We start from the raw sequence: 14,428 nt of genomic DNA, 5'->3' as shown, positions 1-14,428 counted from the left end.
TCCGACACCGCTTTCCGCAGCCGCGCGTTCTCCCGCTCCAGCTCCCTCAACCGTCTCACCTGGTCCAGCTTCAGGCCGCCGAACTCGGCCCGCCAGCGGTAATAGGTCTGGTCGGTCACCCCGATCGCCCGCACCGCCTCCGACACCGGCTTGCCTTGCGTGGTCAGCACCTCAACCTGCCGCAGCTTGGCGACGATCTCCTCGGGCGTGTGCGTCCTCTTCCGGCCCATCCTCTGCCTCCTCAAAACAGCCGCCGGTCCACATAACCGACGGACCGCTTCTACGGGGGCACGTCAGCGGTACGCGATGCCATCACGCGCACGATCACCACCCTGCCGGAGACCCTGCGCCGGTCACTCACCTGGGATCAGGGTACGGAGATGACGGAGCACCCAAGGCTGCGGATCGACACTGGGTTGAGGGTGTACTTCTGCGATCCGCACAGCCCGTGGCAGCGGGGCACGAACGAGAACACGAATGGGCTGCTGCGACAGTACTTCCCGAAGGGGACCGACTTGGCCGCACACAGCGCCGATGACCTCGCTGCCGTAGCGACAGCGCTCAACACCAGACCGCGCAAGACGCTCGGTTGGAGAACGCCAGCCGAAGCTCTTGATGCAGTGCTGCGATCAGCGCAGACAGGTGTTGCGACGACCAGTTGAACCTAGAGTATCCGTCTTGGTCAAGCGGGCTTAGGCGTCCAGTTTCGGTGTTCGCGGAGCAGTGCATTGGCGAGGATGAGGAGCTTCCGCATGACCGCTGTGATAGCGACCTTGGGCGGCTTTCCAGCGGCGACGAGGGCCTGATACTTGGCCTTCATGTCCGCGTTGAAGCGGATCGCCACTAGGGCTGGCATATAGAGGGCCTGACGTAGGTGGGCGCGACCGGCCCGGATGAAGCGCTTGCCGCTGTGCTGCCCTGAGTCGCGGGCGACCGGAGCCAGACCGGCCAAGCTGGCCGCGCACTTGTTGTCCATGGCGCCGAGCTCCGGCATCTCGATGAGCATGGCCAGTGCGGTCGCCTCGCCGATCGCTGGGATGCTGACGAGGATCTCCAAGCGGGCCTTCAGTTCGACATCTGCCTGGCATAGGGCACGTAAAGCGGCATCGATGGCGGCGATCTGGCGCTCAACCTGGCGCAGGCGCTGATCGGCCAGCCGCTTGAGCAGTGGCGCACGGTGGGTGTGGTTTCGGTTGGACGCAGCGACGCGGTCCTTGACCAGGCCGCGCCGGGGGACGAGCAGCTCTTTCATGTCGCTGAGCGTCTGGCTCACCATCGGCCTGACTTGCAGTGCATCCAGCGCGCCGAACCGGGCGAGCATGGCGGCATCGACGGCGTCGGTCTTGGCGCGCTGCCCGATGGCTTCGGCGAAGCGCCTGGCCTGCAGCGGATTGACCTTGACCATGGGCACGCCGGCATTGCCGAGCTGGCGTTCAAGCCGGTGGTGATAGGCACCTGTCGGCTCGAAGATGACGCGGTGGATCGGCCGTTGTCCGAGCCACGACAGCAGGTCCACGACGCCGGCCATGGTGTTTGGGAACTGCCGGGCTATGGCCTGCGGGTGCAGATAGACGTCGAGGGTAGCTTTGGAGATGTCGACGCCAACAGTCTGCGCTACGTTCGAAGGCATCTTTTCCGCGTCCTTTGCTTGTCATCCGGGCCATGACGCCCGGGTATCCGTTCAGGCCACGAGGAAAAGAGAGGGGCGGTCACACTCTAGCTCGGCCCATGACGGCCAGCTTTTTCACGACCCGTCCCCTCTCGCTGCCGGCGAGTTCGCAGCTCGTCGGCAGCACCCCATCTTTGCCGGAAAGGGCGGGGACATCATCAGACAAGCATTTCCACTTCACTCGAACGCATAGCCTGAGTTGGCGAGGTAGTTCCTGCACTCGGCGGGGGTGAAGGTCTCGAGAAGGCGACCGATGGTGGTCCAGAGTGCCTCGTGGGTGCGGGCGGCAGCCTTCCGGAGCAGGGCCTTCAGCTTGGCAAAGGCTTGCTCGATTGGGTTCAGGTCGGGGGAGTAGGGCGGCAGGTAGAGCAGGCTGGCGCCAGTGGTGCGGATTGCCTCGCGCACACCGGCGACCTTGTGGGCGGCGAGGTTGTCGAGAACCACGACGTCGCCCTTGGAGAGAGTGGGGGCGAGGAACTGGCCGATGTAGGCGAGGAACGCCTCACCGGTCATCGGGCCATCCAGCACAAGCGGTGCGACAAGGCCGGTGCTGCGTAGGCCCGCGATGAAGGTGGTGGTGCGCCAGTGGCCGTGCGGCGTGGCGTCAACCAGGCGCTCCCTCCGCGGTCCCCAGCCGTAGCGACGGACCATGTTGGTGGCCGCGCCGGTCTCGTCGAGGAAGACGAAGCGCTCCGGGTCCATGTAGCGCTGCCAGACTCGCCAGTGGCGGCGGTGCTCGGCCACATCGGCCCGGTCCTGCTCGGCAGCCCTCAGCAGCTTTTTTTGTGTGACTGGTCGAGCCGCTTCAGCATGGACCAGATCGTCATCAGCGAGACCGGCGCCACGCCGCGCTCGATCAGCGCCGCCCGGATCTCGGCCAAGGTGATCCCCTTCCGCTTAGCCGTCATTTCGCAGAGGAACTCTTCCTGCCCGGCCAGCAACGGCTTGCGGTAGCCGCCGATCTTGGCAGGAGCCGTGCTGCCGGTCTCGCGCACCCGCCGCACCAGCTTGATTGCCGCCGACGCGCTGACGGCGAACCGGGCCGCCGCCTCCCGCGCCGAGGCGCCCTCCTCAACAGCCCGGACCAGGCGTTTGCGCAGGTCCTGCGACAGCGGTGCCGTCATCATCAGCCTCGCTGCTTCATCAGCAGCGTCGAATCAGAACCCGCGATTCCGTGCAAGCCTGAAGTGCTCTAAGTTGCGATCCGCGGTCCGAGTGGTGAATGCAGCCCTTGGGTGGCACGCGGTTGCGGATGGCCGCTTTCAGGAGACCTGGCGCTTTCTCGAGCAGGTTCTCGACGAGGCCGCGCTCCGGCTTCGGCAAGGTCGCGGTATCGGCCATCAGCATGCGGGCAAGACAGCGGCCCGATGGTGGCCGCCAGCGCTGTCCGTTGACCATCACCGGCCGCCGGTCGCGCCCGGATCAGCCCGCCGCCGCTGCGTTGCCCAGGCTTGGACAAGGAGGAGCGCCCCGTGAAGCCCTGCTGAGCGATCTCGCGCCACAGCCGGGCGGCGTTGCGGCACCCCTCGGCCCAGCGCCGCTCCAGCTGTGCCCGGTAGGGTTCGAGCAGGCTGCCACGGCGCGGCTGACGCCAGCTGGGCGGTGCACCGGACTGGAGCCAGCGCCGGAGTGTCTTGCGATCGGCCCCAATCTCGGCCGCGATGGCGCTGATCGAGGCTCCGGCGGCGTGCAGCCGCGTGGCCTCCTCGAACCGTGCCTGCCGACGGGTTCGGGCCGCCCCGGCCCGCCGTGCAGCCGCGCTCGGTTGAGGGCCTTCTGGGGCAGATAGGCCAGCCCTGGTGGCAATCCGCTTTAACGAAAACAAGAAGGCCAAGGATTAGGCTCTCGTCGCCACTGGAAAGCCGCCCAAGGTTGCTATCACCGCTGTCATGCGAAAGCTCCTTATCCGCGCCAACGCACTGCTCCGCAAACGCCGGCACTGGACGCTAAAGGCCGCTTGAGCAACACGAATACTCTAGGCATTTAACACCTCCTTTCTCTGTGTTCCTGAAGCCGATTGCAACAACCGTTCAGCTCCGAAGCTGGTGTAGATCTCGTACGAGCGCCACACAAATTCTTCAAGTGTTATAATTATTCCCTGTTTAGAAAACGCCTGCCCGACGGGAAATTCGAGGCGGTTCAGCTGCGCGATGCCAGAGTAGATCGGCCAGACCGTGTCCTGGAGAAGAGAGTTATAAAAACTGTTTTGCGCAATAGCATTCACAGAAATTTTTGCCGCCCGACATAATTTCTGTGCTACGTGAAGAAAGAGCGTTGTTGTGGGGTGGTTAAAGGTGAGAAAAAGAAGGTGTTTTCGAAATTGATCAGCAATGAACGATGTAAATTTCACGTCGCAATCAGCTTCTCGCTTATCCAATTCTGCCAAACTTATCTTCGTGCGTTCGCCATAGCCAAGGGCTTGGTACTCTTCCAACCGAAAGCGGTTTAAACAATTTCCTTCAGTGAGACCTTTGAAAAAAGACTGTAGAACAATCTTTGAGTGATACTCTCCCACAGGCGATTTGGCACGGTCGGCGTGGTGCCCCCAATAGGTCATGTCCGGTAGCAGCCCGTCAAAATATAAGGGCGAGTATGTGACTACGGGCTTGGGTGAAATCAGCCGAAGGCGCGATGTTGCTATTTCATCAAAATGGTCTGCCAAAACGCAGGTCATGATAACGTCAGCTGAAGCAATGGCCTCACGAAAGATGTCTGGTGCCTTTGTATAATACATGGCTTCTACGCCGAAGACTGAGACGTCACTCATCGCAGCTATGGCACAGGCTAAGTTGGGACCCTGGCAGTTTCCTATAACAAGAATTTTTTGTGCCTGTGGGCGATATCTGCAGAATTGGCCCACAGTGGGCGCAAGACCTAATCGTGAGAAAGCCTCCTTGGAACGAAACAGAAAGCGTGGCAGATTTGCTGGATCTGGTACACTAGTCCTGTGCTGTTCAATAACGTCCGCGCCTTCTGGTTCTCGGCCAAGAAGATGACGAAAAGCCCAAACCACGTCACTACTTGTTGTCTTCTGCATATTCTTGTTTTGGGCCTTTCGTCACTACCAGCCTTGGCACGCTACAAAACCGTTGCAATTAGGGCAACTAGACAGGCGTGAAAGGCACTACTGAAGGCAAACTAAGCCTCGTCTCGTCATCAGGGCACCTCGCTCCCGCAGGAGCTCATCCGACGTGTCCACCCACACGGGGGAGGGTACTCATCACCCATGCCCAGCGCTTCGGAGGTCGGGCTGCAAAGGTGGCCGCCATAATCGGACATGAGAGCCGGATGGCAACCCCACGGCACTACACGGCGCCGACGCTGACCAACTTGCCCAGGGACGCGAAGAGGGTGTTGAGCCGGGTAGCTTCGAGGGGCTCAGACAGGAAAGAAGACGGCGAAGCCTTGCCTTCGGTCTCGGCAAGAGGAGGGGGCTGATGGTGCGTAGCAGATCAGCCGAACGCGGGATCACGGGCTGCTGGGCTTGATGGCGGCGGCCTCGGCACCGACGCTGGCAATCCAGTCTTGGAGCGCATCGGCCATCGGCCTGCCGATACGCTATCGTAGCATTTCGCGCACAACGAAAGTTTGAGCTAGTCGAGAGACTATGGTAGCGTAAAAAGCTTTTCTGGCTTTGGGTGACTCAATCCACGCAACAACGGCCTGTTTCGCCGGGCTCTAGGCTAGGGATTTCAGTGTGTTTGCTGGTGTTAAAACTTTCCTGCAGATTGGCGACAAAGCCCGAGACGCATGCGACTGGTACAGGGCGAGGGATGCGTATAAGCGTGCTCTCGACAAGGATCCCTCTCTAGCACATATCTGGGTTCAATACGGTCACGCGCTTAAGGAAAGTGGCGATTACCAAGAGGCCGTAGCTGCCTACAAGCAGGCGATTAAGCTTCGCCCTGGAGATGCTGATGCGCATGTGCAATTGGGGCACGTGCTCAAGCTGATGGGGCAATCCTCCGAGGCGGCCGCCGCTTACCGCCGGGCTCTAGAAGTGGAACCGGAATGTGACGAGGCTCAAAGGGAGTTGGTCCATTTGGGCGAGATCGCCGGCAGTCCCATGCTGATATCGACCGGCACTGCCGCGGTCCATCACATCGCCTTCGACGTCAGCGATCTGCTTCAGTACTTCATGGCGGCGCGTCTTCCTACAGGGATCCAGCGCGTCCAGATTGAAGTCATTCGCAATTTCGCCGAGCAGCCGTCGGTTGACTTCGACTTCTCTATTGTTTGCTTCACAAAGCAGACGGACTTCTGGCTCGACATTCCTGTGAGCCTTTTTCAAAAGCTTTGCCGCCTTGCCGTCAGTGGTGGTGAGACGGATGCACCCGAATGGCAGGCTGTCTGCGCGGAGCTGCACAGGGCGATCGACACGGGGCGACCTGCCGCCTTCCCGCAGGGCGCCTATATTCTCAATCTAGGCACCTCTTGGTGGCTTCAGAACTACTTCCTGAATTTGCGCAGCGCCAAGGCGCGCTTCGGGGTGCGGTATGTGCCGTTCGTGCATGACTGCATCCCGATCATGACGCCTGAGCATTGCGTGACGGAGTTGACGCGGGATTTTATCAGCTGGATTACCGGAGCCTTCCAGCACGCGGACCACATCCTGGTGAACTCCAACGCCACGGCGGCTGATGTGGCGAAAGTTGCCGCCGTCCTGGGACATAAGATCGAGGACCCGGTGGTGGTGCCGCTGGATGCGGACTACAGGCGGGCTAATTCCGAGGTGTTGCGGGACTCTGGCGCGGCAGTTGCCGAGCAGCTCCTATCCGCCCATGACCTTCTAGGGAAGCCGTTCGTTCTTTTCGTGTCCACCATCGAGTCCCGCAAGAACCACCTTCTCGCCTTTTCCGCGTGGCTGACGCTGATCAAAAGGCATGGGTCACAAAAGGTCCCGAAGCTCGTCTGTGTCGGAAATCACGGCTGGCTGAACGATGCGATTCATGCGAAGCTCATTGCCAGCAGCCTTCTTCGTGAGCGCGTGGTGATGCTCTCGAAGATCTCAGACGCCGAGCTTGAGGGTCTCTACCGGAACTGTCTCTTCACCTTGTACCCGAGTTCGTATGAGGGCTGGGGGCTGCCGGTCACAGAGTCTCTTTGCTACGGCAAGGTCCCAATCGTTGCGAACGTCTCCAGCCTGCCAGAGGCGGGTGGTGACTTCGCCGAGTACATCGATCCATCATCCGAGCGCGAGTTAGTCTCCGCAGCCGAGCGCCTGCTCTTCGACGAAGAGTATCGTGCGGTGCGCGAGGAAAAGATCGCTCGAGAGTTCCAGCCGCGGCCGTGGTCCGCCGTGGCGAAACAGATTGTTGCCCAGATCCGCGCCTGGGCCTTGGAATCGGAATCGGCCGCGCCGCCGCGGCAGGCGGAGTATGCCAAGACAGCGAAGGTCTGGCCTTATGAGATTGTTCCTGGCCGCTACTACTCCCTTGCGGAGAACACTGAGACCAACATCTGGCCGGGCATGGTTCCTGGCGAAATCCTGCGACAGGGTGATGCTTGGTGGTGGCCGGAGCCATGGGGGTGCTGGACGAAGCCCCGGCCGGCACGTCTGGCGATGCTGGTTGAGTTGCCTTCGGAGGAGAGCGCGTTGATCTTTCTCGGCATCCGTGGCGTGCAGGGAGTGCCTTCGACGGTGACGATCACCATTGAAGGGGCGGGAAACCGAAGATCGTGGATTGAGGCGGATCAGACCAAGTGGCTCCTCGTCCGTCTTCCTCCGACATCCTCCGGGAAGCGCCTGATTCAGATTACGGTCAGGGCGGATAAGTCGACCGACTTCCGGGAGGGGACGAAAGGCGCAGACCACCGGATCGCATCGCTTGGCGTGCTCGGCGTCATGGTCTGCGCCGAGACCGATACGGCATCGCGGCTGCGGTTCCTTGAATGCGTCACTTTTGGTGACATGTCCGAGGCGATGGGAGTGCCTCCGGTCAGGACGGAGTACTTCGTGCATGCCCAGTGACTGTCGGGTATCTGCATTGATTGCCGCGGGTTCCAACTCTGGTAGCAAGCTACCAATGGACTCCGGTCGCTAGATCGCTACGGCCAGCAGCTTGGGAAGGGTTCAAGGTTGTGGGCGAGCATGGAAAGATGAATCGTCGAACGACCTTGGCCAGCCTCATAGGCAGATTGGTACTCTGGGACAGCACGGGCAACTCTAGTCACTTGCCTAGCAGACGAGGCAAATTCGTTTGGGACCTTGCCTACAAACCTGATCCGCCCCCCTAAGGCGGGAGACTTTGACCGAGGAGCGCTCGGAGTGGTTAGGTCAATCCAACCGTTACGATTGGAGCGACTGCTCCTAAGTGGGTTTATCTGGCGAAATATGACACTTTCAGCCAGCAGGCGCGTTCGCCCCACTGCGCCGGGCCTGTTCGCGAGCCGGCCAGGGTCTCCACGCAGAGCGCTTCTCCCGCGCTAGAACACGCGGCCAAACTGGCAAGCCATGCGTGGCAGTTCCATACGTCCCTTGTCGTATGAACCAGTAAAGTGACAAGGCTGCGTCCTCCTTCTATACGATTTAGTGTGTCATCAAACTCTAACTTTCAAGGTAGAGCTATGGAATCAGTTTTGCGTCCGTTCGGATCGATGTTCTTGTCTCCACCACACTTTAGCGAAGCCTCGAAACCGGAACTCGAACTGCGCATCAGAGAGCGTGTCGAGGCCATTGAAAAACAACAGCCGCAGTATCATCCCATCTATGGCTTTTCCGAAAGCATGCCTAGCTACCGAATAAATCTTCTGGAGAGGAACTGCAACTTCGTCAGAAGTCATTTTGAGAACGTAATACAGAAGCGGCAAATTAGAATACTCGATGTCGGATGCAACTGCGGGTTCGCCTCTTTTTCGCTTTCAGAGACACTCCCGAACGTGGTTGGTCTTGAGATTATGCCAGATCACCTTGATCTGTGTCGTATGCTGGCTAGCTATAACAACTCAACGGCTCGGTTCTATGATTGCAATATTGTGGATGTTATAGAGCAGGGAGAGGATGATCTTGAGAGCGTGGATGCTGTCCTCCTCTTCAACGTCGTGCATCAATTAATATTTCGCTATGGTCTATCCTATACAAAGGCCTTTATGGCCCGACTGGTGAGCCGCGTCGACGTAGTCTTTGTCGAACTGGCGAAGCGCGAGGACTACATCTCCCACGGGAAGGATCACCTCCTGCCATGGGAGCCGGACGAGGTCTTCGCCGATTGCAACGACCTAGAGGTCACTAGACTCACTAGCGAGCCAAGGCCCCTGTATCTTCTACGCCGAAAACGTGCACGATTTGGCTCCATCGAAATAGAACCGACCCAAATCGGATTCAGTGACAATTTCGAAGAAAAAATTAGCCGCAAATACTACACAGGAGGCAAAGATTTCGTCAAATTGTATCGTTTCAATGACTATCAGGGTCCGGGGGATTTTCGTAACGAGGTCAAAGCGCTTCTGCGGATGCGAGATAGCGGCTTCGCGCCCGTGATCACCGATTGGTTGGCCACACCGAGCTTCGCTGCTGTTAAGATGTCCGCCGTCCGAGGGACAATGTTGCGGGAAGCTTTGCCACGGTTTAAAACCGATACTGACAGAAGAAGGGCGGCGCTTGAGATCCTTCGAATAGCCCATGCAACACAGCGTCGGGTCGGCTATCATAACGACATGGCTCCCCATAACTTAATTGTGGCCGCAGACGGTAGGATTGTGCTCGTTGATTTCGAGCAGGCCACTGCCGCTCCGGTGATTGACCCGTTCGGCGTGCTGCTCTGGACACTACATGACCTGTGGGTCGGAAGGCCTGTCTCGTACGAAAAATCCGTTTTTAAGAGTCTGTGGCTCGAAGCAGGGCAGTCCCGTTCGAATCCAGCAAATTACCCTGAGTTCGGCCAAGTTAGTCTAGACGAAACTATGAGCGCCCTTGTGAGTGACGCTAGGATCGCAGAAACCTGGGACGGGTTCCTGAACACCTGGACAAAACAGCTCGCATCAAAGTTGGATAGGGATGGTGCTTGAGCCGAACGCTTTCTGGTGCGCGTCTGCAAAATGAAGATAATGACGGATTTGCACCGGTACGTTGTGAAAAGGGTGTGGAGAAGGAAGCCTTATTCTTTCGAACCGGAGGGCGGAGCAGGAGCACTGGACGGTGCATGGATGTGCATGTGGCGGCACGAGATGTTACCTGGTGGCCATCGGGTAAGGTTCCAACGCTTGGAGAGTTACCGCGCTGAACCCCGACCTTATCCTGAGGGCCTTCCTGCGGTAGGATCCGGTCGAGAGCATGGAGCCCTCATGACTGAACCTTTGATTGGCACCTGGATGGCGAAGGACGGCGGCGTGGTCGAGGGCTACGACGAGGCGCCGGTGGTCGAGCACATGAAGGGGCGCGAGATCGACGTCGAGGTCGACCTCAACCTCGGACGCGGCGAGTCCACGGTTTGGACCTGCGACCTCACCCACGGCTACATCGACATGACCCTCCCCTGGCGACATGAATTCGCTCCTCTCTGGAGAGGGAGAGAGGGACGTCGATGGATGGGGCTGGGGTGATCCAGGATTCCGCGCTGGACGGGGCGCGGAGCGAGCCGGTGCGGACGCCGGACGAGGTGGCGGCGATGCTGGCGCTCAAGGCGCGTGGCTGGGGCGTCAAGCGGATCGCGCGGGAGTTCGGCACCTGTCCCAAGACAGTGCGGCGGTATGTGCGGGAGGGAGCCTGGTCGGGATACTCTCGTGCGCGGCGTGTGCCGGCGCTGGGGGAGCTATCGGGCTGGCTGGAGGAGCGGCTGGTACGGCATGGCGGCAATGCCGACGTGGTTCGGCAGGAGCTGGCGCCCGACGGCTCGCTCACCATGGTAGCTCGAGAACGATACCGTTCTTCGTGATCGGTTAACAATTCAGTACATCCAGATATAAGTTTACTAAATATTTTGAATCCAAAATGATATATACTGTTCTTAGTTCATTTTAGAAAGTAATCGTGGGAACTAGTACTTGGCGTTCGAGGGAACTGATTTCACGAACGAGTGATTCGCGCTTTAGCCACCTTATGGAGAGAAAATCATGCAATTCGCTGTTTAATCTCAAGGTGTTAATTTCATCTTCTTTTGCAAAAAGAATAAATTTGACGTTGACGCTCGATGCGCGTGAAGGCAGGAGAATTTCGATCCAAATTTTCGTTTGGCGCAATTTTTCCCTTGTAGATGCATAAAGTTGGTCAGCAGACGTATCAAATTTCGCGATATTTAACCAACAAAGTTTTGAAGTTGGTTTATTGACGCATAGAAAAATTGTCGATTCAAATATGCCGTGGATGCAGATTTCGCAAGTGGCCATCAGCAAATGCCCAGATGTTTTTCCGTCCATTGCATGTCTTCTGTTCAGCGTCCCCATGCATTGTTCGGAGACATAAAGCTCTGTTCCTAAAGAGGTGTTTTTTACTGAAAGGCTTACTTCCTCTTGAGCACCTTCATGCATCATTAGGGAAGCTTTCATCTTCTCATTCCCGGCTTTCACGGTTTTAAAAGGTTGCGCACTGTCATTCACGGAGCTCTTATCAGTTTTTACGCTGGATCTGCCATCGTACGCCAGCTGGCGATGCTCCACTATTCCCTGGGGCCCTAATTGCGAATGGTTTCGTGGCTGAACACTACCTCACGCGCGGCAAGGATCAGCTCGACGTCACGCATGCTGAGGCTGAGGCCGAGGCCGAGGCCGAGGCAGTGGTACAGCCATACTGCAGACTAGATACCCTCGGCTGGGTAGCGGAACGGAGAGGTCATGCGATGCAGGCTGCCACAGCCTTCCGGACCCGCCAACCTGACTTGCCCTCGCAGCCCTTCGCGTAGCGGGCTCTGGCATACGGGGCCAGCAAGACTACCCACCTACGGCACGTTGGCGGGATCGCCAGCGCGCCGGTACACAGGAGCCCGACGCTGGCTGGGGGAGCACGCTACCCGGTAGTCACGCCTGCCATGCTGGGCCAAGTGGCCGCGGTGTTCGGGACGGTCCCTTCCGACACGGCGGCCTCGCCCATGACGGTGTGGATCTCGCGCAGGAGGGCGGCGCCTTTGACGGTGCGCTGGACGAGGACGGAGCGGCGGTCCTGGGGGTCGGTCTTGCGGCGGGCGAAGTCCAGCTCGCCCAGGCGGTCCAGCGCGCGGGTGATCGCGGGCTTGGAGACGTTGAGCGACGCGGCCGGGCCGCGTACGGTGTGCGGCCCCTCGCCGAGATAGACCGTCAGGAACACGCCGAGCTGGCGCGCCGAAAGGTCGGGGCCGTCCCGGCGCACGAGCGAGACGACGGTCTCCCGCAGGATCCCCATGAGCTGGTCGGGTGTGCCGTGCACGGGCATGGGCGGGTTCCTTCTCCTGAACCATTGGCAGGACGGGTCGTTCCGACCTTTCCTTTATGGGTCGATAACGATTACACTTCAACCTCCGGTTGTATCTATCGCCGATTCTCTCGCCAACGAGGCTCTCTGTGGTTGCACCGTCGGTCCAGGCTCAGCCCCCGTGTCCGCCCCAGGCGGAGAATCTGGCACCCGTCCGACGACGAAAACCCCTCGCACCCTGGAGGCCGCGTCATGGCTGACACGCCCTCCGCCGCCAACGCGGCGCCCGGGCGCGCACCGCCCTTCGGCCTCGACCGGCGCTCCTGGACCGCGCCTCTCGTTCCCACCCTCCCCCACGCCGTCGCGCCGGCCATGATCGGCAACCCCGACCACGACCTAATCCGCCGCTGCGCCGAGCACTTGGCCTGTCTGGAGGCTGTGAAGGCATCCCCGGACGAGGAGGAGGACGGCCCCGCCTGGTGCGCCTACGAGAGCAACCGCGACGCGATCAGCGCGGCCCAGCCGCAAACGCTGGCCGGCCTGATCGCCAAGGCCCGTGCCGCCAAGCTCGAGGCCACCTTCTGGGACAGCTTCGAGAACATCCACGACACCATGGCCGAGCCCTGGGCCTGGGACCTCGTCAACGCCCTGCTCCGCCTCGCCGGCGAGGGGTAGCCGCCGAGTACGGCGCGGGCTGGTCCGAGCGGGCGTTGCGCGCCGACCCGTGCTGTGGCCAGCCTGCGAGGTCAGCAACACGAACGACGGGGATCCAGTCATGCCCAAAAAAGCGAGCACAGAAGGATCAGAGCCAGAGCCCGAGACGACCGGGGACGCGACGCCGACCAAGGCGGGCAAGGTGGCAAAGCCCGCCAAGGGGGCTAAGCCAAATGCGCTGCAGCAGCCCCTGCAGCCCTCCGAGGACTTGGCCGCCGTCATCGGCGAGGGGAAACTCGCCCGCGGCGACGCGGTCAGCAAGGTCTGGTCGTACATCAAGGAGCACAAGCTGCAGAACCCGGAGGACGGGCGCGAGATCCTGGCCGACAGCAAGCTGCGCAAGGTTTTCGGCAAGGACAAGGTCACGATGTTCGAGATGAACAAGCACCTTGCCCGGCACCTTACGTAGTGCGGCCTCCCACCGTCCCTGGCAGCTGACACGGAGCGGTCGGTACGGACGTCGGCGGATCGGAGCGGATCTGCCAACGCCGCCGCCGCGGCCCTCGCATCCCCCTCCCCCAGCCTCGGTAACTTTCGTTGTGGATCATTCGCGCATCCATGGTTAGGTGCCCGGCAAGGCGTCAGGGCGCCCCCTCACCTTGGACGCTCAGGGCCGGCGCAATCCCCCCGACCACCGCGCCGGCCCGCCCTCCTCCTCTCGTCCGCGCATGCCACTCGATGCGCTCGCGCCCGGTGACGAGGCCGCCGGCTCGGCACCCGGAGGGGTCTCATACCGCCGAGCTTATGAAGTGACTTTTCTGATCCAGGGATAGTTGGTGAGGGATTGGAGGCGCTCGGGCGTGAGGGCGTTCCAGGCTTGGCAGCATGCGTCAACGATGGCGGCGTTGCTGTTGAGCAGACGGTGGGACAGGAAGCGCTCGCGGAGGTGGAGCCAGACGCGCTCGACCGGGTTCAACTCGGGTGCGTAGGGCGGCAACGGCACGAGGGTGACGTTGTCGGGCACACGGAGCTGGCGTGAGCCGTGCCAGCCTGCCTGATCGAGCACGAGAACGGCGTGAACGTCNCCGAGCTTATGAAGTGACTTTTCTGATCCAGGGATAGTTGGTGAGGGATTGGAGGCGCTCGGGCGTGAGGGCGTTCCAGGCTTGGCAGCATGCGTCAACGATGGCGGCGTTGCTGTTGAGCAGACGGTGGGACAGGAAGCGCTCGCGGAGGTGGAGCCAGACGCGCTCGACCGGGTTCAACTCGGGTGCGTAGGGCGGCAACGGCACGAGGGTGACGTTGTCGGGCACACGGAGCTGGCGTGAGCCGTGCCAGCCTGCCTGATCGAGCACGAGAACGGCGTGAACGTCGGGGGCTAGGGTGGCGGCGAAGTGCTCCAGGAACAGGGCCATGGCCGTGGTGGACACCGCCGGCAGGACGAGGGCGAACCCTTCGCCGGTGGCGGGCCGGACGGCAGCGTAGAGTACCCATCCGGTGAACACCGCGGTGGCTGATCAGGCAGCGGCTGAGAGCGAGGCTGCGCGCGGCTTCCAGTGCCAAGGCAGGAGCTGGTCGAGCCTTGAGGCAGGGTGATCGGCGATGCGGGCGAGCACGTCGGCGAGCCAGGCACGCGGGTCGACGTCGTTGAGCTTGGCGGTGGTGATGAGGGAGTACAGGGCGGCAGCGCGCTCGCCGCCGCGGTCACTGCCCGCGAACAGCCAGGCTTTGCGGCCGAGGGCGACGCCGCGGAGAGCGCGTTCGGCGGCGTTGTTGGTCAAGCA

General features: G+C 60.7%; 14 protein-coding genes and 2 pseudogenes. 7 read left to right on the top strand and 9 right to left on the bottom strand.

Features of this window, described 5'->3' with window-relative positions; translation table 11 throughout:
• Window positions 1–230, bottom strand: a 230-nt coding sequence (locus EAH89_RS29255; protein WP_140887249.1) for a transposase, incomplete at its 3' end; no start/stop codon positions are given.
• Window positions 231–287: 57 nt separating this feature from the next.
• Here EAH89_RS29255 and EAH89_RS29250 point away from each other — a divergent pair.
• Window positions 288–662: pseudogene (locus tag EAH89_RS29250) on the top strand (IS30 family transposase); the annotation flags it as partial.
• Window positions 663–682: 20 nt separating this feature from the next.
• Here EAH89_RS29250 and EAH89_RS29245 read toward each other — a convergent pair.
• The 3 genes from EAH89_RS29245 to EAH89_RS29235 form a co-directional block, all read right to left on the bottom strand.
• Window positions 683–1,630 carry an IS110 family RNA-guided transposase gene (locus EAH89_RS29245; protein WP_140887383.1) on the bottom strand — a complete coding sequence of 316 codons (948 nt, stop codon included), beginning with the start codon at window positions 1,628–1,630 and terminating at the stop codon, window positions 683–685.
• 216 nt (window positions 1,631–1,846) lie between these two features.
• A protein-coding gene (locus tag EAH89_RS29240) for an IS630 family transposase (RefSeq protein ID WP_206667722.1) occupies window positions 1,847–2,793 on the bottom strand; the annotation gives its coding sequence in 2 pieces (ribosomal slippage) (window positions 1,847–2,470 and window positions 2,473–2,793; 945 coding nt in all).
• Between the two features lie 851 nt (window positions 2,794–3,644).
• Complete coding sequence (locus EAH89_RS29235; RefSeq protein ID WP_140887380.1) at window positions 3,645–4,706, bottom strand: WcbI family polysaccharide biosynthesis putative acetyltransferase; 1,062 nt, start codon at window positions 4,704–4,706, stop codon at window positions 3,645–3,647.
• A 660-nt stretch (window positions 4,707–5,366) separates the two neighbouring features.
• On the opposite strand from EAH89_RS29235, the gene EAH89_RS29230 reads away from it, so the two are divergent.
• The 4 genes and pseudogenes from EAH89_RS29230 (at window position 5,367) to EAH89_RS33285 (ending at window position 10,542) form a co-directional block, all read left to right on the top strand.
• Window positions 5,367–7,640, top strand: coding sequence for a glycosyltransferase (locus EAH89_RS29230; protein ID WP_140887378.1), 2,274 nt, complete (start codon window positions 5,367–5,369; stop codon window positions 7,638–7,640).
• Window positions 7,641–8,236: 596 nt separating this feature from the next.
• A complete protein-coding gene (locus EAH89_RS29225; protein ID WP_140887375.1) occupies window positions 8,237–9,676 on the top strand; it encodes a class I SAM-dependent methyltransferase in 1,440 nt (479 codons plus the stop codon).
• 294 nt (window positions 9,677–9,970) lie between these two features.
• Window positions 9,971–10,210 (top strand): annotated as a pseudogene (locus EAH89_RS29220) (bifunctional ornithine acetyltransferase/N-acetylglutamate synthase); the annotation flags it as partial.
• Window positions 10,207–10,542 carry a helix-turn-helix domain-containing protein gene (locus EAH89_RS33285; RefSeq protein ID WP_161993833.1) on the top strand — a complete coding sequence of 112 codons (336 nt, stop codon included), beginning with the start codon at window positions 10,207–10,209 and terminating at the stop codon, window positions 10,540–10,542. The pseudogene EAH89_RS29220 and the gene EAH89_RS33285, both read left to right, overlap by 4 nt.
• An 82-nt stretch (window positions 10,543–10,624) precedes the next feature.
• Here EAH89_RS33285 and EAH89_RS29210 read toward each other — a convergent pair whose 3' ends face one another.
• Together EAH89_RS29210 and EAH89_RS29205 are read right to left on the bottom strand one after the other, a co-directional pair.
• On the bottom strand, window positions 10,625–11,263 hold the full coding sequence (locus EAH89_RS29210) for a hypothetical protein (RefSeq protein WP_140887369.1): 639 nt from the start codon (window positions 11,261–11,263) through the stop codon (window positions 10,625–10,627).
• 346 nt (window positions 11,264–11,609) lie between these two features.
• A complete protein-coding gene (locus EAH89_RS29205; RefSeq protein ID WP_140887367.1) occupies window positions 11,610–12,011 on the bottom strand; it encodes a MarR family transcriptional regulator in 402 nt (133 codons plus the stop codon).
• Between the two features lie 231 nt (window positions 12,012–12,242).
• On the opposite strand from EAH89_RS29205, the gene EAH89_RS29200 reads away from it, so the two are divergent.
• Entirely contained in the window at window positions 12,243–12,665 is a 423-nt protein-coding gene (locus EAH89_RS29200; RefSeq protein ID WP_140887364.1) for a hypothetical protein, read from the top strand.
• Between the two features lie 100 nt (window positions 12,666–12,765).
• Window positions 12,766–13,113 (top strand): SWIB/MDM2 domain-containing protein, encoded by a 348-nt coding sequence (locus EAH89_RS29195; protein WP_140887362.1) that lies wholly within the window; start codon window positions 12,766–12,768, stop codon window positions 13,111–13,113.
• Between the two features lie 333 nt (window positions 13,114–13,446).
• Here EAH89_RS29195 and EAH89_RS29190 read toward each other — a convergent pair whose 3' ends face one another.
• From EAH89_RS29190 to EAH89_RS29180, 3 genes are all read right to left on the bottom strand, one after another.
• On the bottom strand, window positions 13,447–13,827 hold the full coding sequence (locus EAH89_RS29190) for a transposase (RefSeq protein ID WP_140887359.1): 381 nt from the start codon (window positions 13,825–13,827) through the stop codon (window positions 13,447–13,449).
• Window positions 13,736–14,149 carry a transposase gene (locus tag EAH89_RS29185; RefSeq protein WP_140887357.1) on the bottom strand — a complete coding sequence of 138 codons (414 nt, stop codon included), beginning with the start codon at window positions 14,147–14,149 and terminating at the stop codon, window positions 13,736–13,738. The genes EAH89_RS29190 and EAH89_RS29185 overlap by 92 nt, the downstream gene beginning before the upstream one ends.
• Window positions 14,150–14,161: 12 nt before the next feature.
• Window positions 14,162–14,428: transposase domain-containing protein (locus EAH89_RS29180; RefSeq protein WP_140887354.1), on the bottom strand; the 267-nt coding region annotated here is incomplete at its 5' end.

Source organism: Muricoccus nepalensis (assembly GCF_006438825.1).
Classification (GTDB): Bacteria; Pseudomonadota; Alphaproteobacteria; order Acetobacterales; family Acetobacteraceae; genus Roseomonas; species Roseomonas nepalensis.
Note: the sequence above shows the minus strand (reverse complement) of the source record. Positions and strands in the feature narration are given on the sequence as shown.